The sequence below is a fragment of the Corallococcus sp. CA041A genome, from assembly GCF_003612075.1.
Classification (GTDB): domain Bacteria; phylum Myxococcota; class Myxococcia; order Myxococcales; family Myxococcaceae; genus Corallococcus; species Corallococcus exiguus.
This window is the reverse complement of the sequence record NZ_RAWF01000200.1, coordinates 1-18264: the sequence shown is the minus strand read 5'-3', so window position 1 is coordinate 18264 and position 18264 is coordinate 1. Positions and strand designations below refer to the sequence as shown.

Annotated in this window: 14 protein-coding genes; 6 read left to right on the top strand and 8 right to left on the bottom strand. The window is 69.9% G+C overall.

What is annotated here, in order from left to right:
• Positions 1-123 precede the first annotated feature (123 nt).
• Both D7V77_RS29625 and D7V77_RS29620 read right to left on the bottom strand, forming a co-directional pair.
• Complete coding sequence (locus D7V77_RS29625) at positions 124-1539, bottom strand: PDZ domain-containing protein (RefSeq protein WP_120579652.1); 1416 nt, start codon at positions 1537-1539, stop codon at positions 124-126.
• Positions 1540-1549: 10 nt separating this feature from the next.
• Positions 1550-1822: a DUF2277 domain-containing protein gene (locus tag D7V77_RS29620; protein WP_120579651.1), complete on the bottom strand. Its 273-nt coding sequence runs from the start codon at positions 1820-1822 to the stop codon at positions 1550-1552.
• 136 nt (positions 1823-1958) lie between these two features.
• On the opposite strand from D7V77_RS29620, the gene D7V77_RS29615 reads away from it, so the two are divergent.
• The 3 genes from D7V77_RS29615 to D7V77_RS29605 all read left to right on the top strand — a co-directional run bounded on the left by D7V77_RS29615 (position 1959) and on the right by D7V77_RS29605 (position 5015).
• Positions 1959-2360 (top strand): hypothetical protein, encoded by a 402-nt coding sequence (locus D7V77_RS29615; RefSeq protein WP_120579653.1) that lies wholly within the window; start codon positions 1959-1961, stop codon positions 2358-2360.
• A gap of 263 nt (positions 2361-2623) precedes the next feature.
• The gene (locus D7V77_RS29610) at positions 2624-3817 is read left to right on the top strand and encodes an LLM class flavin-dependent oxidoreductase (RefSeq protein ID WP_120579650.1); all 1194 of its coding nucleotides are present in this window, start codon (positions 2624-2626) and stop codon (positions 3815-3817) included.
• A gap of 91 nt (positions 3818-3908) precedes the next feature.
• A complete protein-coding gene (locus D7V77_RS29605; protein ID WP_172812874.1) occupies positions 3909-5015 on the top strand; it encodes a ferrichrome ABC transporter substrate-binding protein in 1107 nt (368 codons plus the stop codon).
• Between the two features lies 1 nt (position 5016).
• On the opposite strand, the gene D7V77_RS29600 is transcribed toward D7V77_RS29605, so the two are convergent.
• The 4 genes from D7V77_RS29600 to D7V77_RS29585 form a co-directional block, all read right to left on the bottom strand.
• On the bottom strand, positions 5017-6333 hold the full coding sequence (locus D7V77_RS29600) for a PQQ-binding-like beta-propeller repeat protein (RefSeq protein WP_120579648.1): 1317 nt from the start codon (positions 6331-6333) through the stop codon (positions 5017-5019).
• Positions 6334-6444: 111 nt separating this feature from the next.
• A complete protein-coding gene (locus D7V77_RS29595) occupies positions 6445-7602 on the bottom strand; it encodes a trypsin-like serine protease (RefSeq protein ID WP_233597324.1) in 1158 nt (385 codons plus the stop codon).
• A gap of 175 nt (positions 7603-7777) precedes the next feature.
• Positions 7778-10426, bottom strand: a complete 2649-nt coding sequence (locus tag D7V77_RS29590) for a winged helix-turn-helix domain-containing protein (RefSeq protein WP_147452201.1) — start codon at positions 10424-10426, stop codon at positions 7778-7780.
• A gap of 48 nt (positions 10427-10474) precedes the next feature.
• Positions 10475-11104 (bottom strand): histidine phosphatase family protein, encoded by a 630-nt coding sequence (locus D7V77_RS29585; protein ID WP_120579645.1) that lies wholly within the window; start codon positions 11102-11104, stop codon positions 10475-10477.
• Between the two features lie 490 nt (positions 11105-11594).
• On the opposite strand from D7V77_RS29585, the gene D7V77_RS29580 reads away from it, so the two are divergent.
• A complete protein-coding gene (locus D7V77_RS29580; RefSeq protein WP_233597325.1) occupies positions 11595-13475 on the top strand; it encodes a nucleoside-diphosphate sugar epimerase/dehydratase in 1881 nt (626 codons plus the stop codon).
• 77 nt (positions 13476-13552) lie between these two features.
• On the opposite strand, the gene D7V77_RS45010 is transcribed toward D7V77_RS29580, so the two are convergent.
• Positions 13553-14110, bottom strand: a complete 558-nt coding sequence (locus tag D7V77_RS45010; protein WP_255424680.1) for a GNAT family N-acetyltransferase — start codon at positions 14108-14110, stop codon at positions 13553-13555.
• A 624-nt stretch (positions 14111-14734) separates the two neighbouring features.
• Here D7V77_RS45010 and D7V77_RS29570 point away from each other — a divergent pair.
• Together D7V77_RS29570 and D7V77_RS29565 are read left to right on the top strand one after the other, a co-directional pair.
• A complete protein-coding gene (locus tag D7V77_RS29570; protein ID WP_120579642.1) occupies positions 14735-16108 on the top strand; it encodes a hypothetical protein in 1374 nt (457 codons plus the stop codon).
• Between the two features lie 124 nt (positions 16109-16232).
• The gene (locus D7V77_RS29565; RefSeq protein ID WP_120579641.1) at positions 16233-17384 is read left to right on the top strand and encodes a DegT/DnrJ/EryC1/StrS aminotransferase family protein; all 1152 of its coding nucleotides are present in this window, start codon (positions 16233-16235) and stop codon (positions 17382-17384) included.
• Here the strand turns inward: D7V77_RS29565 and D7V77_RS29560 are convergent.
• Complete coding sequence (locus D7V77_RS29560) at positions 17305-18051, bottom strand: sugar transferase (RefSeq protein WP_120579640.1); 747 nt, start codon at positions 18049-18051, stop codon at positions 17305-17307. The two genes, D7V77_RS29565 and D7V77_RS29560, sit on opposite strands and share 80 nt — an antisense overlap.
• Positions 18052-18264: the final 213 nt, after the last annotated feature.

Here is an 18264-nt window from a genome sequence, read left to right as displayed (position 1 = left end):
TCGGTGCATCCCCTGGGGTAGGCAATGGCCCCGCTTCAGTGCAACCCCACCTGCTGATGCTCGGCCGAGGGCACGACTGCTACCCTCGGCCGCAGTTCATCTTCTCTCGTTTAGGGACACCCCCTAGTCGTAGCCGCACATGAAGACTGAGAAGTGGGAGCTGCCCCTCACCTTGTAGTGGAGCTTCCGGAATCCCGTGTGCGCGGCCTCGATGGCGGGATGGGCCAGGATCCACTTCATCGTGGTGGGCACGTCGTCACAGGGCTCGCTGAACGTGTCGTTGAGTTCCTCCAGGAAGGCGGAGGCCCTCGCGTTGGTCTCGAGCGCCTCCCGGCGCAGACCCTCCACCTGCGCCCGGGTGCGGATCTCCCGCGTCAGCGGCTCGCTGAGCCAGGTGCTTCCGTCGGAGAAGCGCACGTCCAGCGCGAGCCGCGCGGTGCGCCTCGCCGTCGTGTCCAGCGTGACCTGGAGCGGCAGGCCGGGCTCGTGGGCGTTCTTCCCCATGGGAACTGGCGTCAGCCGCCGGAGCACCTGGCCCTGGGCATCCAGCTCCACGAGGGTCGCCTCGGTGGGGCGGGGGACGAGCTGGTGCGCGAACACCTTCATCTGGAGCGGGGTCGTGTCTCCCACGAGGAAGTCCTTGGGCTCCTCCAGGACCAGCGGCGGTTGGGCCGGCCCAGGCTGGGAATGGAGATCGTCACAGCGCACGGTCAGCTTCACGTTGAAGTCGTGCTCCGCGGGAGGCAGTCCCTTGCAGGCCAGCTTGACGTGCAGGGTCTGCTGCAAGGCGGTGGGGGCGCCTTCACAGCGGAGCACCTGCTGCATGGGCCAGAGCGGCGGGGCCAACTGGATGGGGCCTCCCGCCTTGGTGGCATCCTCGGGTCGCAGCGTGAGGTTCACGTTCCCCGCGGCGCTGCTCAGCTCCATCTTCTCCAGGCTGTCGCCACAGGAGTGCCGCAGCTCGATGCTCGGATGGAACCAGAGGGGCGTGGCGCCGCCGCCGTCGATGCCGCTGAGCTTTCCCTTCATCACGTAGGCAGTGGTGTTCTGGCGGGCTTCGACCTGGGGCCGACGCATGGCCTCCACGGCGAACTGCACGAGCCGCTGCTGGTAGCGGCTGGCCTGGTTGGGGGTCAGGCGCGCCTGCTGCGCGTCCGTGAGCGGCACGACCGGGAACGGGTTGTCGGGGAGGGGCTCCCGGCTCTTGAGGATGAGCTGGTCGGAGCCCCGCTTCGTCTCCACCCGGAGCCAGAGGGTCTCGGCGGGCTGGGGCGTCAGCGCGTCCTGCAGGTCGGTGGCGTCGAGCTGGGGCAGGGGCACCCGGGTGAAGCCCCTGGGCGGCTGGGTGATGCCTGTCACCTTCATGCCCTTCTGGAGGCCCGCCTCGGCGGCGACGCTCTTGGGCTCCACCCGGGTGACGGTGACCGTCTCACCATCCGACCGGGCGGAGTAGCCCGCGGACTTCATCGTGACGGTGAATGGCGCCGCCGCGAACAGCCAGGCGCCAGCGAACGCGGACAGCAGCGAGGCGAGGAACATGGGGAGCACGTTAGCGCGGTGCGAAGCGCTTCGCGGATCGCAGCTTCGCCTTCATGGCCTCCATGTCGCGGTTGCGCGGCGGGGAGGTGGTCACCAACGAGTCCATCAGCCGTCGCGCTGTCTCGGTGATGTCCTCGACGGCGCGGTTGAAGGCCTCCTCGTTCGCCTTCGAAGGGGCACTGGTGCCGCTCAGCTTCCGCACGAACTGAACGGCCGCCGCCCGCACCTCCGCGTCGGACGCGGGGGGCTCGAAGTTGAACAGCGTCTTGATGCTCCGACACATGGACGGGTCCCCTGGCGTGAAGTGCCGCCAGCGTACCCCACGCCCGTGCTCCCGCCGCCGGTGTGAACCCTATCGAATCAAATCTTGTGGGGATAAGCTGTCTAGCTGGATGTATCCGCAAGAGAGGATGAAGCTCATGAAGCTTGTATCGGGTGTGTTCGCGGCACTGGTCATCGCGACGCTGGCGGCCTGCGGTGGTACGGATTCCGGCGACGTGTCGGAGGACCTGGGACAGGTCTCCAGTGCCTTGTCGACCTGTTCGACGACCTGTTCGTCGGGGACGACGGTGTCTTGCACGGGGAGCTCCTGCTCCTCCGTGGACGGCCAGTACGTGCAGTGCAACGGCAACTACCAGTACTGTCCCACGACCCCTCCGCCCACCTGCACGCGCGCCAATACGTGCACGTTCATCGACGGCACGTCGTGTCCCTCCGCCGGCACCTACCGCGCTTGCTGTCTGAGCGGGCTGCCCACGGGCAGCTGCTACTGCAAGCCCGACAACACCTGGACCTGCACCCTTCCCCCCGAGGATCCGTAAGCACGGCCCGCGAATCCATTCGCCGCGGAGTTCAACGCGCCCTATCCGAACCAGGCGCGCTGCATCGCCGCGCGGGGCGTGTACGACACCTCCCCGTACGACGACAGCCTCTACGTCTGCGACCTCATCCCGGCCGGTCTGGGCAAGGTCCACTGGGTGGAGTGACGGTCTCACCCACGCCGTCCGGAGCGGGTTGCTTCCGGACGGCGCGGGAGTTGTTCTTGTTGTTGCTGGAGACGTGAAACCGATTTCAGGGGGACATCATGCGGCTCGACATCTTTTCGGAGATGCAGCACCCGAAGGAACGCTGGAGCGGTCCGGACCACGAGCACCAGCTCATCCAGGAGACGCTGGAGCAGGCGCGGCTGGCGGACGAGATGGGCTATGGCGTCTGGTGGCAGGTGGAGCACCACACCGCCGTGGAGTTCAGCTACAGCTCCGCGCCGGAGATCATGCTCACCGCCATCGCGCGGAGCACGAAGAACCTGCACGTCGGACACTCGTCGGTGCTGGCGCCCATGCGCTTCAATCATCCCATCCGGATCGCGGAGCGCGCGGCCTTCATCGACCACCTGAGCGGGGGCCGCTTCCAGCTGGGACTGGCGCGCAGCACCATCCCGGAGTGGCGCACCTTCAACATCGAGCCTGACTCCACGCGCGGGCAGATGCAGCAGGCCTTCGAGCTGGTTCCGAAGCTGTGGACGCAGGACAAGGTGTCGTGGGACGGGCCGGACCTGCGGCTCAAGGACGTCAGCGTCATCCCCAAGCCGTACCGCAAGCCGCACCCGCCGCTGTGGCAGGCGTGCTCCAGCCCCGCGTCCTTCGAGCAGGCGGGGCGCAACGGCGTGGGCGCGCTGGGCGTGACGCTCTGGGCCTCTCCGGAGGAGGTGGCGGAGATGATCCACATCTACCGCGAGGCGCTGCGCACGCGCTGCGAGCCGGTGGGCGCGTTCGTCAACGACCAGGTCGCCTTCTTCACCTTCGTGCACTGCGCGGACAGCGAGCGCGAGGCGATGGAGAACGGCGCCGCGAAGGCCGCCGCCTGGTACACCAGCGGTTCGTTCACCTTCTTCGAGGCGAAGGACGCCTTCGTGAAGACAGCCGCGGAGCTGGAGGTGCTGGCGAAGGACCCGGCGGGCGGAGGCCTGACGGGCCAGTACCTGCGCAAGAAGGACCCGAACGCGCCGCAGTCCCAGGCGCAGCGCCTCCTGGGCCGCATCATGGGAGGTGAGCAGGTTCCGGACGAGCAGGTCTGGGAGGTGCTGAGCGCGCAGGACTCGCTCATCGTCGGGACCCAGGAGCAGGTGCGCGCGGGGCTCAAGCGCTACCAGGCGCTGGGCATCGACGCGCTCATGTCCTTCCACCAGGTGGGCGCGCTGGCGCACGACAAGGTCCTGAAGAGCATCCGGCTCACGGGCGAGCTCATTCCGGAATTCCGGACACCGGCCGCGCCGTAAGAGGGAAGGAGAGGGCAGGGGAGCGTGGAGGTCCAACACCCACGCTCCGCGCCACTTCTCCCGCGCGGCGGGACGGAGCAAGCTGAACTTCGTGTCCCGCCGCTCACAGCTGCTCCTCCTGCTCGGCGTGTCAGTGCTCCTGCACGCGGCGCTCCTCTTCGCGCTGTGGCGGAGCCCGTCCGCCAACGTCCGGCGTCACGAGCCGTCGCGGGTCATCGAGATGGAGGTTGTCACCCGGGACGCACGACCCGCGCCGCCCGCGCCCGAAGAGGAGCCGAGGCGCTCGCCAGCGCGTCCGGACGAGCGCGAGCCCTCCACGCGCGCCCGGAAGAAGGACGAAGCGCCGTCGCAGCTGGCGGAGCGCGAACCCTCCACGCGCGCGGGGAAGAAGGACGAAGCGCCAGCTCCACCCAAGACTCCCGGGACCGCCGCTTCGGAACCCATCGCGGAAGCGCCCGCCGAGCCCGCGTCACCTCCGGTCCGGGATGTCCCGCTCCAGTTGGAACCGCCCGGGCTGCTGGGCGGTGGGCTCCTCAAAGGGCCTCCGTCAACGGGGCGGACGATCCGCAACGTCCCCGGCTCGGAGCCGGACCCCAAGGCCCTGGCGGCGCGTGAGGCGGAGGAGGCGCGTCAGAAGGTGGATGGCTGGGCCAAGGATGCGACCGCGTCCTCGCGAGCCACGGGCGCGACGCCTCCCTACTTCGCGAAGCTGCGCCAGGGCTTCTCCGAGCGGCTGGTGAACCCGCCCCCTCCCAACACCGATGTGCTCGCCCGCCGGCTGAAGCGCGAGCAGCTGGAGTCCATCGAGCGCTTCGGCAAGACGGGCACTCCCTTCGCACCCCAGGCGCGCGACGTCCGCCGGGAGACGTCCGACCGGCTGCTCGCGGCCGTGGAGGCCGGGCGCGCGGCGAATATGTACATGGTGGACGTCACGGCCCCCGTGCTCGCGCTCGTCGCCATCGTGGAGGTGCGGCAGGCTCGCGACGGCAGCCTCATCGACCTCCAGGTGCTGGAGGGCTCCGGGGACCCGAAGTTCGACCGCTGGGCGGTGTCCCACCTGCGGGATGCGCTCGCCAGCGCGGAGGCTCCCACGGACGGCGGCGTGGGCATCCGCGAGGACGGGATGCGGACCCGCTGGCGGTTGGAGGAGTACCTCGGCAACCCCCGCGTGCGGGTCCACCTCATCTCCATCTACTGATTCATTCCGTCCCGATGCCGCCGATGCGCTCGCCCGTCGCGGCGTCCAGCACGCGAAGGCTGCCCCATTGCGGCACGTACACCCGGCCGCCCCGGACCCAGAGGGCCGTCAGCTGAGAGGTGAAGTTGGATTCGGGCAGGGCCACGTCCCATGCCACGGCGCCGGTGCGCAGGTCTCGCCGGATGAGTTGTGCACCGCCCTTGTCCAGCTCATAGACGACGTAGACGGCGTCCTGCGTGATTTCCCCCACCTCCGGCGCGGTGTCCCGCAGGAGGAGCGGATCCTTCTCCGACACGGTGTCGTGCCACAGCGGCTTGCGGTTGCCCGGCGCGTACAGCCCCACCAGGGGCACCTGCGTCCCCGGCCACCGCGTGCCCAGCGCCAGCGTATAACCGCCCGTGCGGAAGAGGTACTTGGTGGAGAAGCCGCGGATGTCGGAGGGCGGGTAGCTGGAGCGCTCGCAGGAGGTGGGGTGCTCCGCCGGCCGGCTCATGTTGCACGTCTGGGGACTCAAGGGCGGCGTGGCGCAGCCCTTCGGCGCACGGGGCGCGGGCTTCGCGGTGGCCGTGAGCGTGTCGAAGAGCAGGTGCTGGTGGTCCACCAACTCCACCCAGACGGACGTCGTGTCTCCGGGCGGGATGCAGAGCCGGCGCGGCGAGTCCGTCAGCGGCACGCGCCCCAGCCGCTTTCCGGTCTCCAGCTCCAGCAGGTTCACCGTGCGCTGCTCGCTCATCACCAGCCGGCCGTTCTGGGCGATGACCTTCGTGTAGCGGGAGGCGTCCGGCCCTTCCGAGGGCGACGACTCCCAGAGCTTCTGGAACGTCCGGCCGTCGAACGCGGCGATGAAGTGCCGGAAGCCGGAGCTGGGTTCGTGCACGCTCACGTGGCCGACGATGTCCTCCGTCCCATCCCCGTTGACGTCCACGAACGCAGGCGCGCCCCGCTCCACCCACTGGATGCGCTCGGGCGCGGGCTTGGGCGGCTCGGGCGGAGGCGTGGGGATGACTGGAGGCGCAACGGGGCGGACGGCCGCGGGAGGCGGGGTGCGGATGGGCTCGTGCGTGTCCGGGCCTGCGGCGAGGAAGAACACCGCGCCCATGACTCCCATCAGGACCATCACCGCGACGCCCGCGAGCATCACCACGACCTGCTGGTTCTTCTGGGCGGGCGGCGGCGCGCGCGGGCCGGGCTGCACCGGAAGCGGGCCGTCCAGGTCGAAGGCGTGGCCGCAGTAGCCGCAGACGTAGTGCGTCTTCGCGGTCTGGGGTGTGAAGGGCGCGTTGCAGTGGGGACAGCGCGAAGCTCTGGGCCGGGCCATGACACCGGGTGTAGCACTCCATGCCCACGAGGTGGCTGAAACACGAAAGCCCCCTCCCTCCGCGAAGGGAGGAAGAGGGCTTTGCGCACTCACGCCGGTGTCAGGCGGCGACTACGGCACCGTGGCGAGCAGGGAGACGCCCGAGTACGCGGAGTAGCCGCGCACGGAGACGTACCAGGTGCCGGCCGCGGGGGCGGTGATGGTGCAGGACTCCCCGTTGCCGCTGAGGTACGGACGGCAGTTGTACGCGGTCGTGGTGGGCTGCGAGCCCTGGCGCACGTAGAGGTCCGCGTCACCCGTGCCGCCGGACTGCTCCACCGTCAGGGTGGTGGCGCCCGCGGGGACGGTGATGGCGTAGTGCTTGAAGGAGCTGGCCGCGCCGGAGATGCCGGTCTGGTTCAGCAGCGTCTGCGTCGGCTGCTGCGGGGCATTGATGGTGGTGTTGATCCAGCTGGCGAAGGACGACACGCGGCCGTACATGCCCGCGTACGACGCGTCGGCGCAGCCGTAACCCCAGCTCACGATGCCCGCGAGCACGCGGGTGCTGCCATTGAGGACGGTGAGGGGACCGCCGCTGTCACCCTGGCAGGAGTCCTTGCCCGGGGCCTTCGCGCCCAGCTGGTCCGCGGTGATGGTCTCCTCACCCTGGTAGTCGGCCTGCGCGGCGGCGTTGCTGATGATGTTCACGTCCACCGTCTGGAGCGTGGTGGGCAACGAGGAGGAGCCGCTGGACAGCGTGCCCCAGCCCGTGACGCGCGCCACGGCGCCGACGCCGCCCACGCCCGAGGCCTCATCCGCCGCCGTGACGTACGGGATGGCCTTCACGTTCGCGCCGCTCAGGTCCAGGGGCGAGGACAGCTTGAGGAGCGCCGCGTCCTTGCCGTAGTTGGCGTCCACGTAGCCCGGGTACACGACCACCTGGGACACGGTGCGGACCTGCCCACCGGTGGTGGTGGTGCGGTTGGTGACGCCCGCCACGATGCGGCCCGGCTTGGAGATGCTGCCACCGGAGTTCACGCAGTGCTGCGCGGTGAGGATCCAGCTCTCGTTGATGATGGAGCCGCCGCAGAAGTGGCTGCCGCTGCTGCTCTGCAGCGACACCTGCCAGGGGTTCGCCGCGATGGTGGTCGCCGAGCCACCGACGATCTCCTGGGTGGTGGCGGCGGGAGCCGGCGTCTCCGGCTGGGCCTGCTTCTCTTCCGTGGTCTGGGGACCGCAACCGACGACCAGCAGCGACACCGCGCTGGCAGCAGTCCAGCGACGCACCATCTGAGCCGAAATCATGTGAACCCCGTTTTTGTTGGAAAATATGAGGCGGCGGGATTCTGGATGAACCCAGGACTCCTTGTAAATGCCCTGGCCGACGATTTATTGTAACTGGATAACTACTGTGATGGGGTTGGCGTGACTGCTACAGCGTGTCACATGTCCAGGCTCTGGATGTCTACCCGGCGACGAAGGTGAAGCCTGGAGACACCTCCAGGCGGTAGCCGGGGTCCTCGAAGACCACCCGGGTGCCGGTGCCCTCCAGCATGTCTCGCACGTGGCTTACGTGGACGCGCAAGGCGTTGTCATGCAGGCGCGGGTCGTAGTCCGCGTTCCACATGGCGCGCACGCAGTCCTCCTTCGGCAGGATGCGGCCCGGCTGGCGGGCCAGGGCGTAGAGCAGCCTTCGCGGCAGGGCTCTGCGCTCCAGGGAGACGGTCTTCCCTGGGGCGCGCAGCTCGTGACGGCGGGCGTCCAGCACCACCTCTTCCGGCGCGGGCGCCTGCGGGAGGGAAGCGGCTTGCGCGGCGGAGGCGAGCGGCCGGGTCAGCTCCGCCATCAGCTCGGGGTCCACTCCTCCCCTGGTGCCTTCGCGCGTGGCCTCCTCCAGGGCCTGTGCCGCCTCGCGGGCGCGGCCCGCGTGACGGTGGAGCGTGGCGCGGGTCAGGTGTCCCAGCGTGCGTTCCAGCGCGAAGTCGTCACCCCGGGCCAGGGGCTCCAGCGCGGTGAGCAGCGCCGTGGCGCGCGGGGCGTCCGCGCTCCGGGCGGCGGCCAGGGCGGCCAGGGCGCGCTGGCGGGCGGCGATGCCGGGACGCACCTCGCGGGGCTCCACTGTGACGGGCGGTGCCTCCGGCCCCGGCACGTCCAGCGTGCGCGCCACCCGGGCGGCGCGCATCAGCCCCACCACGCCGCGCGCCCGGACCTCTTCCTCCACCGCGTCCAGCTGGGCGTGGCCCTCCGCGCGCCGGCCCATTTCCAGCAGCATGCGGCCCGAGCCCACGCGGCACAGCAGCCGGACGAAGAGGTAGCCCGCCTTCTCCGCGCGGCCCTCCGTCTCCCTCAGCGCCGCGAGCGCCGCTCCGCGCTGTCCCAGCTCTCCGCGCACCCACGCCGCGATGCAGTCCAGCTCCAGCGCGAGGCGGGGGGCGCCCAGCTGGCCCAGGCGCTCCCGGGCGCTGGCGAGCGCGGCGTCGGCCTCCTTGAAGCGGCCCAGCCGGCTGAGGATGCCCGCGGACATGGCCGCCACCAGGGGGCCCCGCGAGTCGAGCGGCGCGTCCTCCAGCAATGACACACATTGGGCCAGGGGCTCCGCCAGCTCGCTGTCCCGGCCTTCAATCCAGAGCATCAGCGCGCGGGCGTAGGCGCACCAGCCCAGCACGCGCCGGTCCCCGGTCGCGGTGGCGGCGTTGTCCAGCATCGCCAGGGATTCATCCAGCCGTCCCTGGAAGAAGCGCAGCGCGGTCCATGCCAGCAATTGCTGGAGGAAGACCTCCGCGCTGCTCGGCACCGGCATGGACTCCAGCGTGCGTTCGCAGGCCTCCGGCTCCAGCGCGAAGAGGGCCACCCGCACCAGCACGGCGCCCACGCCCTCGCGCAGGGCCTCGTTCGACTCCGGGTCCGGCGCTCCGGCGGCGGCCTCCAGCGAGGCGCGCAGGGCCAACAGCTCCGGATAGGCCCGGCGCAAATCCAGCAGCCGCACCCGCGCTCTCGCATGGGCCAGCTTCACCTGGGGCGTGCGCAGCGCGGCGGGCAGCGAGTCCAGCAGGCCCAGGAGCTCGTCCGCGGCGCCGTGGCGCACCAGGGCTTCCGCCTGCGCGACGATGAAGGCCGCACGCGCGTCATGCCGGCCGAGCGCGTGGAGGTGGCGGCACACCGCGCGCACCCGGACCACGGCGGGCAGGGGCTCCTCTTCCAGGGCCTCCAGCAGCGCTTCGTGGCCCGCGCGCGCTTCGTCCGGCGACAGCAGGGACACCATCGCCTCGCGCACCAGGTCGTGCACGCCGTGCCGGCCTCGCGAGTCCGTCTCCACCAGCAGCTTCGCGCCCAGCTGGCGCAGCGCCTGGTCCGCCGCGTCGCCGGACAGCACCGGCCGCAGCGTGCTCGCGGTGAGCGGCAGCTGGCTCAGGGCCAGCATCGCGGCCAGCCGCCGTTCGTCCGCGGGCAGCGCGGCGAGCGCCGCCCGCACCGGTTCGTCCCCGCCCGTGTCGCCCGCGTGGGCGCGGCGCAGGAGGAAGGGCAGGCCCCGCGAGCGGCCCCACGCCGCGTCGAAGCCGTCGCGCTTTCCATAGAGCGCGTCCAGCTCCCGCCACAGCTCTCTCGCGGCCTCCTCCGGCAGGCCCTCCAGCCGCAGCTCCACCCGGTCCGGACTCGCCGCGTGCCGGGGCACCGACTCGCGCGAGGTGGCCAGCAGCGTGCCCTGCCGGAGCCGACCTCCCAGGTCCTCCACCAGCGCGGCGCGCTCCGGCGGCCCGAGCACGTGCAGGTCGTCCAGCACGCACAGGGCGCGGCGCGCCTCCAGCTCCCCCGCCAGCGCCTCCAGCCGGGACGCGTCCGACAGGGCCTGGGCCACGGGCGCTTCGCTCAGCAGGCGGCGCACGTCGTCCACCACCGTGTCCAGCGTGTCCCCGGGACGCACGCGCCGGTGCACGACGGGCCCCCGGTGCTTCGCGGCCACCGCCGCCACCAGCGCGGACTTGCCCGCCCCGGGCAGCCCGTAGACGACCCCTGTGCGCACGCGCCTCAGCATGTCCCCCAGCCGCCGTACCTCCTGGGCTCGGCCCACGAAGACAGCAGGCGGTCCCAGCCCCGGAGCGGTTGGCGTGCGCATGGCGCGCGTCATTGTACGTCCATCCAGGCACGGTCCGTCACAGGCGCTTCAGGTGTCGTCCAGGCTGAGCGCGCGCAGGTGGCTGACGTCCCCCCAGGTCACCATCCGCAAGGACCCGTCATGGAGGTCGAACTGGTTCCAACCCGCGTTGAGGACGGAGAAGGCGCGCGGCGCGGCGGCGGGGATGCCCAGGCAGTGGCGCAACAGGGCGCTGAGCAGGCCGCCATGGGTGACCACCACGACGCGGGACCCCGGATGGCGCGCACCCAGCTCCTCCAGGCAGTGCAGCGCCAGCCGCAGCCGCTGGGACGCGCTCTCCCCTTCGGGCACCACGTAGTCGGCATGGCCCTCCGCGTACGCGGCGAAGACAGCCGGGTGACGCTGGCCGGCCTCCGCGCGCGTCAGCCCTTCGAGCACGCCCAACCCGCGCTCCCTCAGGCGCGCGTCCCGCTGGACGTCGTGGCCCGTCCTCGCCGCGATGCGGGAGGCCGTCTGCACCGCGCGGTCCAGGTCGCTGCTGTAGAGGGCCTGGAAGGGAAGGGTGGCCAGCCGCGCCGCGAGCGCCTCCGCCTGCCGCTGCCCTTCACGGCTGAGCATGCTGTTCAGGTGCCCCTGCAGGCGCCCCAGTGCGTTCCACTCCGTCTCCCCGTGCCGGAGCAGGATGAATTCGGTCGTCATGGCCCAAGCGTGGCGGGCGGGCTCCGGCGGAGCAAGACTCGCGAAGTGTCAGTCCGGCGCCGCCGCCATCGCGCCACGGCCGCGCCCGCCCCTTCCTCCCGGGGATGTGTCACATCGATGAAACGCCACCGCGGCAGGCCAGGTGCCCATGGAGGCCCGGCGCCTGGGAGCCCTGGGGATGTCTGTCTTCTGGCCCCGTGGGGCAGGGCGCCTGCTCGCTGGCGAGCACGTTCCCGGGAATCAGGTCGGACAGCACTCCTGGACGGCTGTGATGACACTGGACGCGCGTCCACCTTTCCGCGATTCCGAGCTAGGGCGTGTCTTCCTGATTACGCGATGGGAGGACGGCGGATTCTCCGTGGACGCTGGGCCGGAGGGGGAGACATCAATGAAACACGGTCAGAATCTGGAAGCGATGAGCCTGGATGCGGGGCCACGGGAAACCCCGGAGCATGCACCGCGAAGGACTCACCGCTTCGGCTGGCTGAGAATGCTGGGCGTGGACTCGGTCCTCATTGCCAGCTCGCTGGTCGCCGCCACGATGCTGCACTTCGCGGACGGGCTGTCCCCGGCCTGCAAGGAGGTCCTGCCCCGGGCCGTGGCGCTGCTGGTCGTGGTGCGCCTGGTGACGCTCATCTGGCTGGGCCTGCACCGCTGGTCCTTCGACCGCTCCGGCATCCACGAGGCGGTCCGGCTGGAGCTGGCCAGCCTCGCGGGCACCATCGTGTTCGAATTGCTGCGCTCCATCTTCTTCATGGAGTCGCTGCCGGGGCAGGTGGTCGCGCTGGAGTTCTTCATCACCACCACGCTGCTGGGCTTTCACCGCTTCGCCCCGCGCATGGTTCGACAGTGGTACCTGGACCGTCAGCGCGCGCGGGCGCAGGGCTCCCAGCGCACCCTCATCGTGGGCGCGGGCAGCGCCGGAGACCTGCTCCTTCGTGACCTGGTGCGGGACCGCAACAGCCCGTGGCACGTCATCGGCCTGGTGGATGACGACCCTGGCAAGCAGGGCACGTACCTCAACGGCAAGCCGGTGCTCGGCGTGCTGGACGCGCTGCCGGAGCTGATGAAGAAGCACCGGGTGACGCAGGTGCTCATCGCCATCCCCCGGCTGTCCCCGGAGCGCACCCGGCACCTCTTGAGCCTGTGCCGGCACCAGAGCGTCAGCTTCAAGATCATCCCGGCCTCGTTCGCGTACCTGGACCAGAAGATCACCGCCGCCATGCTGCACGACCTGTCGCCGGAGCACCTGCTGCCCCGGGATGCCATCTCGTTCGACCATGACGAGGTGCACCGGCTGGTGACGGGCCGCCGCATCCTCGTCACCGGCGGCGCGGGCTCCATCGGCAGTGAAATCGTCCGGCAGGTCGCGGGGCACTCGCCCGCGTCGCTGGTGGTGGTGGACATCAACGAGAACGAGCTCTACCTGCTGGTGCGCCAGCTGCAGTCGCGCTACCCGCACGTGCCGGTGCACTCCGTGGTGGCGGACATCCGCGACCTGGACCGGCTGATGCGCATTGGCCAGGAGTTCGCGCCGCAGTACGTCTTCCACGCGGCGGCGCACAAGCACGTGCCCCTGATGGAGGACTCGCCGGAGGAGGCCATCAAGAACAACGTCTTCGGCACGCAGAACGTGGCGCGCATGGCGGACGCGTGCGGGGCGGAGCGCTTCATCCTCATCTCCACCGACAAGGCGGTGAAGCCCTCGTCGGTGATGGGCGCCTCCAAGCGGCTGGCGGAGATGGTCATCCGCGACATCGCCGCGACGTCGCGCACCACCTTCTGCGCCGTCCGCTTCGGCAACGTGCTGGGGTCCGCGGGCAGCGTGGTGCCGCTCTTCAAGCAGCAGATTCAAGCGGGCGGCCCCGTCACGGTCACCCACCCGGACTGCACCCGCTACTTCATGATCATCCCGGAGGCGGTGGGCCTGGTGGTGCTGGCCGGCCTGGGCGGCTACGGCGAGCTGTGCATCCTGGACATGGGAGAGCCGGTCCGCATCGCGGAGCTGGCCGCGAACATGATCACCATGACGGGCCTGGTGCCGGACAAGGACATCTCCATCGTCTACACGGGCCTGCGCCCCGGAGAGAAGCTGGAGGAGACGCTCATGTCCGAGGAGGAGGAGCTCACCCAGAAGGTGCGCAACCGCATCAAGGTGGCCCGCAGCCCCGCGCCGCCCGCGGACTTCCAGCTCCAACTCAGGCGCCTGGACCGCGCGGCCCGCGCCGGTGACTCCCACGACGTGAAGCGCGCCCTCCAGGACCTCATCCCCGCGTACACCCCGTCGAAGATGACGGGGACGGTGGCGAAGGTGTTGCCCGCCTTCGGCCCCGCGAAGCCATCCTCGGCGGAGCAGAACGTCAGCGCCTGACCCCACGCGGCCCCGGCCGTCCATGAGGAGCCCCGGTCTCCCGTGCCCCTTCGAGGGCGGGAGGCCGGGGCTCTTCGTCATGGGAGGTGCTGGGAGCGGTAGGCCGGAAAGAAGCCGCTGGCGGGGTGGCCCTCCGAAAGCGAAGCGTACGCCGCCGCGTCGCAGACGATTTCGTGCGTGTGGATGCGGCCGCTGGCGTTGGAGAAGCCGCGCTTGAAGTCCTCCAGGCCGTCCCCCGGAGAGAGCCCGCCCCCCAGGTGAAGCGGAAGCCCCAGCCGCACGCACAAGGCGCTCATCTCGCCGAAGACGTTCTTCGCCGGTGAGCGCGCCAGGTGCGCATCCGCCGTGCCGCCCAGGTAGTAGTGCAGGAGTCCGTCGCTGCGGACGACCAGGGCCGCGGAGGCGACCGTCCCATCCGGCGCGCGCGTCGTCGCGAGCCAGGCCTCCGGGGACGCGAACAGCTCCTCGAAGTACGCGTCGGAGAAGAAGTACCGGCGGCACGCCTGGTCCCGGACCATGGTCTGCCGGTACACCTCGCGAAACCCCGCGCGCTCTTCAGGCGGTGCGTCCCGGGCCGCACACACGGTGCTCACGAATCCCAGCCGGACATTTCGCCGCATGTGTCGGCGGTGCATCTCCCGGGGTGTGAGCGGGCGGCATGGGTCCACGAAAAAGACCTCGTTGCGCGCGGTACCACCCGAGAAGCAATGCGGTCCCTGGACCCGCTCCCTCACGAAAATACTGACCAGTTCCGTGCCCCGCCAATCCACGGCAGGTGCTGGCACCTCGCTCAACCCGTCCAGCTCACCGCCCGGAAATCCATACGGAGAAATGGCGTCGCGGTACGAAGTCCCCTCAATCGCTCGCACGATGAGTGGGATTCGCAACGTCCTGCGTGTGTCGGTTTCTTCAATCGCCAGCGTATGGGTGACCTGCTCCGCGCGCAGGTGATTCTCAGAGCGGAAGTACTGCCCGGATAGCGCCGAGGCGCCCGCGTCGGGAACCAGCATGGCGCTCGCCTGCCCTGTCCTCGTCATACACCCCCCACCCCTGATACCGCACATACCGGCTCAGGCGGACAGGCCCATGGGGCCTTGGACTGACAACTCACGGGCAGTCACCGTGTCTTTTTTGTCTAATCACAAAGGAATTACCTGGGTCGCCAAAACATTTTGGCGTCCGGTGAACGCACTCCGGCGTTCCCACAACAGGGTAGCCTACCGGGCGGTTGACGGGAGCTACCCCACAGGACCCCCCTGATGTTGGAATCCCGTCGTCGCAACTCTGGTCGTGCCCTGTCGTCCCTGTTGTCGCTGACCCTGCTGGTGGGTGGTGGTGCTTGCGGCCCCCAACCCGAGCAGGACGGTGCCAGCACGGCCAGTCCCAACGGAGATAACACCCCGGGCAGCACCGAAGTCTCCACCCCTGACGCGGACACGCTCGCTCCCTCTTCCCCCGAAGAGCAGATCGCAGTGGGTCCCTCCGAGCCGGAGGCCGAGGCTGCTCCCACCACTCCGGAGGCGGACGGTTCTGCCGCCGCGGAGTCGCCTGCCCCCTCCACCGCGGAGGAGGGCCTTGGCACCACGGCCCAGGCCGCCACCAGCCTGCGCTCGGTCGCGGCCTGGGAGACGCTGTTCCTGAACCGCTGGAACTCGGAGCACACCTCCAGCTTCCTGCCCAAGAGCCAGTCGCTGGACAGCTGGCAGTTCTACGACCTCGCCTACGGCGTCGATGGCAACACCGCGATGTATCGCGCCACCGGCAAGACGCAGTACATGGACCGGGCGCTGCTGTATGTGAACAACATGGTCAACCACGCGAAGGTCTCCTCTTCGCTGCCCAGGAGCCAGTTCAAGGACAGCTACCTGGGGTGGGCGTCCGCCCGCTCGGACACGCTGGGCCAGGAAGTCCCCCTGTTCGAAAGCTACTGCTGGCGTTACGTGACGCGCATGCTGCGCACCATCCGTGAGACGCCCGCGCTCTACAACAACAGCACGTACAAGTCGCAGTACGACAAGCTGCTGGCGTTCACCGAACGGAACATGTTCGAGAAGTGGAACAAGCGCGGCGCGAACAGCTACCTCTACCGCGTCAATACGCACATGGCGTCGCACTGGGCGTACATCGCCATGGACCTGTCGAAGATGACGACGGACGCCACGAAGAAGGCGCAGTACCTGACCGTCTTCAACAACATCAACCGTGACATGCCCAACAACACCTCGTCGCTGCGCGGCCAGCTGATGACCAGCCCGGTGAACCCCAACGCGTACTTCTGGGCCGCCGAGTGGGGCTCCAAGAAGCGCCCGGGCCAGGACGTGGCGCACGGCAACGGCGTGATGGCCTACATCGTGGAAGCCCACGACGCGGGCATGGAGTGGACGGACGCGGACATGCGCAAGTTCGTCGTCACCCTGAACAACGTCATCTGGCCGTCCGCCAAGAAGTACGGCAACTACGTGGACGGCACGGGCAGCGGCACGGGCTGGTTCAATGACGGCCTGGTGAAGCTGGGCCGCTACAACGCCGCCCTCCAGCAGCGTCTGGAGACCCACACCGTGGGCCAGAACACCCAGTACTACGGCAACGGCGCGCTCAACGCGAAGCTGCTGTCCCAGGGTTCGGCGCTCTAAGCCGAATTCCACGATGTGAAACAAACACCCCCTCCTCCCGCCCGAGCGCGCGGGAGGAGGGAGTGTGCGAACGCTCCAGGCAATGCCGGGGTCCATGGACCCGGTCTTGCCTGGAGTTTTTCGCATGTCCTCCCGCATCTACCTGTCTTCGCCCCACATGGGCACGCTCGAGCGCGGCTATGTCGACGACGCGTTCGCAAGCAATTGGATTGCCCCCCTGGGCCCCCACGTCGATGCCTTCCAGGAGGAGTTCGCCCGGTGCGTGGGAGCGCCGCACGCGCTGGCGCTGAGCTCCGGGACGGCCGCGCTCCACCTGGCGCTCCAGTTGGTGGGCGTGGGGCCCGGCGACGACGTGCTGGTGAGCACGCTCACCTTCTCCGCGTCGGTGAATCCCATCCGCTACCTGGGCGCGTCCCCGGTCTTCATCGACAGCGAGCGCACGTCCTGGAACATGGACCCCGCGCTGCTGGAGGAGGAGCTGGCGATGCGGGCCCGCCTGGGCCGGCTGCCCCGCGCCGTGGTGGTGGTGCACCTGTACGGCCAGAGCGCGGACCTGGATCCCCTCATGGCCACCTGCGACCGCTACGGCGTGCCCGTGGTGGAGGACGCGGCGGAGGCCCTGGGCAGCACCTACAAGGGACGGGCCCCTGGCACGGTGGGCCGCGTGGGCATCTATTCGTTCAACGGCAACAAAATCCTCACCACGTCCGGCGGCGGGATGCTGGTGTCCGCGGACGGCGAGCTGGTGCAGCACGCGCTCAAGCTGGCCACGCAGGCGCGAGACACGGCGCCGCACTACCAGCACTCGGAGGTTGGCTACAACTACCGGATGAGCAACGTGCTGGCCGCCATCGGGCGGGGGCAGCTGCACGTGCTGGAGGACCGGGTGGCCGCGCGCCGCGCGAACCACGCCTTCTACGCGGAGGCCTTCCGGGACCTGCCGGGCATCCAGTTCATGCCGGAGGCCCCGTGGGGCCGTCACACGCGCTGGCTGACGACCATCACCATCGACCCGGAGGCGTTCGGCGCGGACCGGGAAGCGGTCCGCACCGCGCTGGAGCGGGAGAACATCGAGGCGCGGCCGGTGTGGAAGCCGATGCACCTTCAACCCGTCTTCGCGAACTTCGAGCGGCGGCGGGGCAGCGTGGCGGAGGACCTGTTCCGCCACGGCCTGTGCCTGCCGTCCGGTTCCAACCTCACGCGCCGGGAACTCGAGCGGGTGGTGGAGGCGGTCCAAGCCGTTCCCCGGAAACAGGGGCTGCGGACGGCGGGCTGACGGGGGCCTGTTCCTGCTGCCGGAGCGCCAGGACCCTGGCCTCCGGCTGCGGGGTGCCCATGAACTTGTGCAGGGTGGCCTCGCTGGCGAAGGAGATGCCCTGGCGCTGCAGCACGCGCACCACCGTCAGCGCCAGTATCTTCAGGTCCAGAGCCACGCTCCAGTGGTCCACGTACCAGACGTCCTGCCGGAAGCGCTCCTCCCAGGAGAGCGCGTTGCGGCCGTTGATCTGCGCCCAGCCGGTGATGCCGGGCAGCACGTCGTGGCGCCGCGCCTGCTCCGCGGAGTAACGCGGCAGGTACTCCACGAGCAGCGGACGCGGCCCCACCAGGCTCATGTCGCCCCGGAGCACGTTCCACAGCTGCGGCAGCTCATCCAGGCTGGTGGAGCGCAAGAGCCGCCCGGCCCAGGTGAGGCGCTGCTCGTCCGGCAGCACCTGTCCGTTCGCGTCCGTGGCCTCCAGCATCGTGCGGAACTTGAGGACGGTGAACAGCTGGCCATTCTTCCCCGGGCGCCGCTGCCGGAAGAGGACGGGGCCGCCCATGGTCAGACGGACGAACAGCCCCGTGGCGGCCATCACGGGGGAAAGGCATATCAGTCCCACTCCTGCCGCCACCACGTCGATGCACCGCTTGAGGAACAGCCCGGTTCCTGCCTGTCTTTGCATGGGGACGTCGCTCCTTGAAGTCGGAAAGGCTAGAAATCCTTTCAGTCCTCCACCACGACCCCTGGGACTCATCCTGTTGTCGGCTCCCGTGCATCCACGGGGCCCGCTGGGGCGGTCCGAAGCGCTTGCGCGGGCTCCGGGGCCGTCAGCCGCCGCCAGACGCGCAAGGTCAGCCAGACGCTGCACGCGAGTTCCGACACCCACCCCAGCCCC

Bases quoted from the DNA above. Each gene is read 5' to 3' on its own strand.
- D7V77_RS29580 (WP_233597325.1), top strand. From the start codon at position 11,595: ATGCTGGGCGTGGACTCGGTCCTCATTGCCAGCTCGCTGGTCGCCGCC.
- D7V77_RS29585 (WP_120579645.1), bottom strand. From the start codon at position 11,104: ATGACGACCGAATTCATCCTGCTCCGGCACGGGGAGACGGAGTGGAAC.
- D7V77_RS29560 (WP_120579640.1), bottom strand. From the start codon at position 18,051: ATGCAAAGACAGGCAGGAACCGGGCTGTTCCTCAAGCGGTGCATCGAC.
- D7V77_RS29600 (WP_120579648.1), bottom strand. From the start codon at position 6,333: ATGGCCCGGCCCAGAGCTTCGCGCTGTCCCCACTGCAACGCGCCCTTC.
- D7V77_RS29565 (WP_120579641.1), top strand. From the start codon at position 16,233: ATGTCCTCCCGCATCTACCTGTCTTCGCCCCACATGGGCACGCTCGAG.
- D7V77_RS29595 (WP_233597324.1), bottom strand. From the start codon at position 7,602: ATGGTGCGTCGCTGGACTGCTGCCAGCGCGGTGTCGCTGCTGGTCGTC.
- D7V77_RS29610 (WP_120579650.1), top strand. From the start codon at position 2,624: ATGCGGCTCGACATCTTTTCGGAGATGCAGCACCCGAAGGAACGCTGG.
- D7V77_RS29625 (WP_120579652.1), bottom strand. From the start codon at position 1,539: ATGTTCCTCGCCTCGCTGCTGTCCGCGTTCGCTGGCGCCTGGCTGTTC.
- D7V77_RS29590 (WP_147452201.1), bottom strand. From the start codon at position 10,426: ATGCGCACGCCAACCGCTCCGGGGCTGGGACCGCCTGCTGTCTTCGTG.
- D7V77_RS29570 (WP_120579642.1), top strand. From the start codon at position 14,735: ATGTTGGAATCCCGTCGTCGCAACTCTGGTCGTGCCCTGTCGTCCCTG.
- D7V77_RS29620 (WP_120579651.1), bottom strand. From the start codon at position 1,822: ATGTGTCGGAGCATCAAGACGCTGTTCAACTTCGAGCCCCCCGCGTCC.
- D7V77_RS29615 (WP_120579653.1), top strand. From the start codon at position 1,959: ATGAAGCTTGTATCGGGTGTGTTCGCGGCACTGGTCATCGCGACGCTG.
- D7V77_RS45010 (WP_255424680.1), bottom strand. From the start codon at position 14,110: ATGCACCGCCGACACATGCGGCGAAATGTCCGGCTGGGATTCGTGAGC.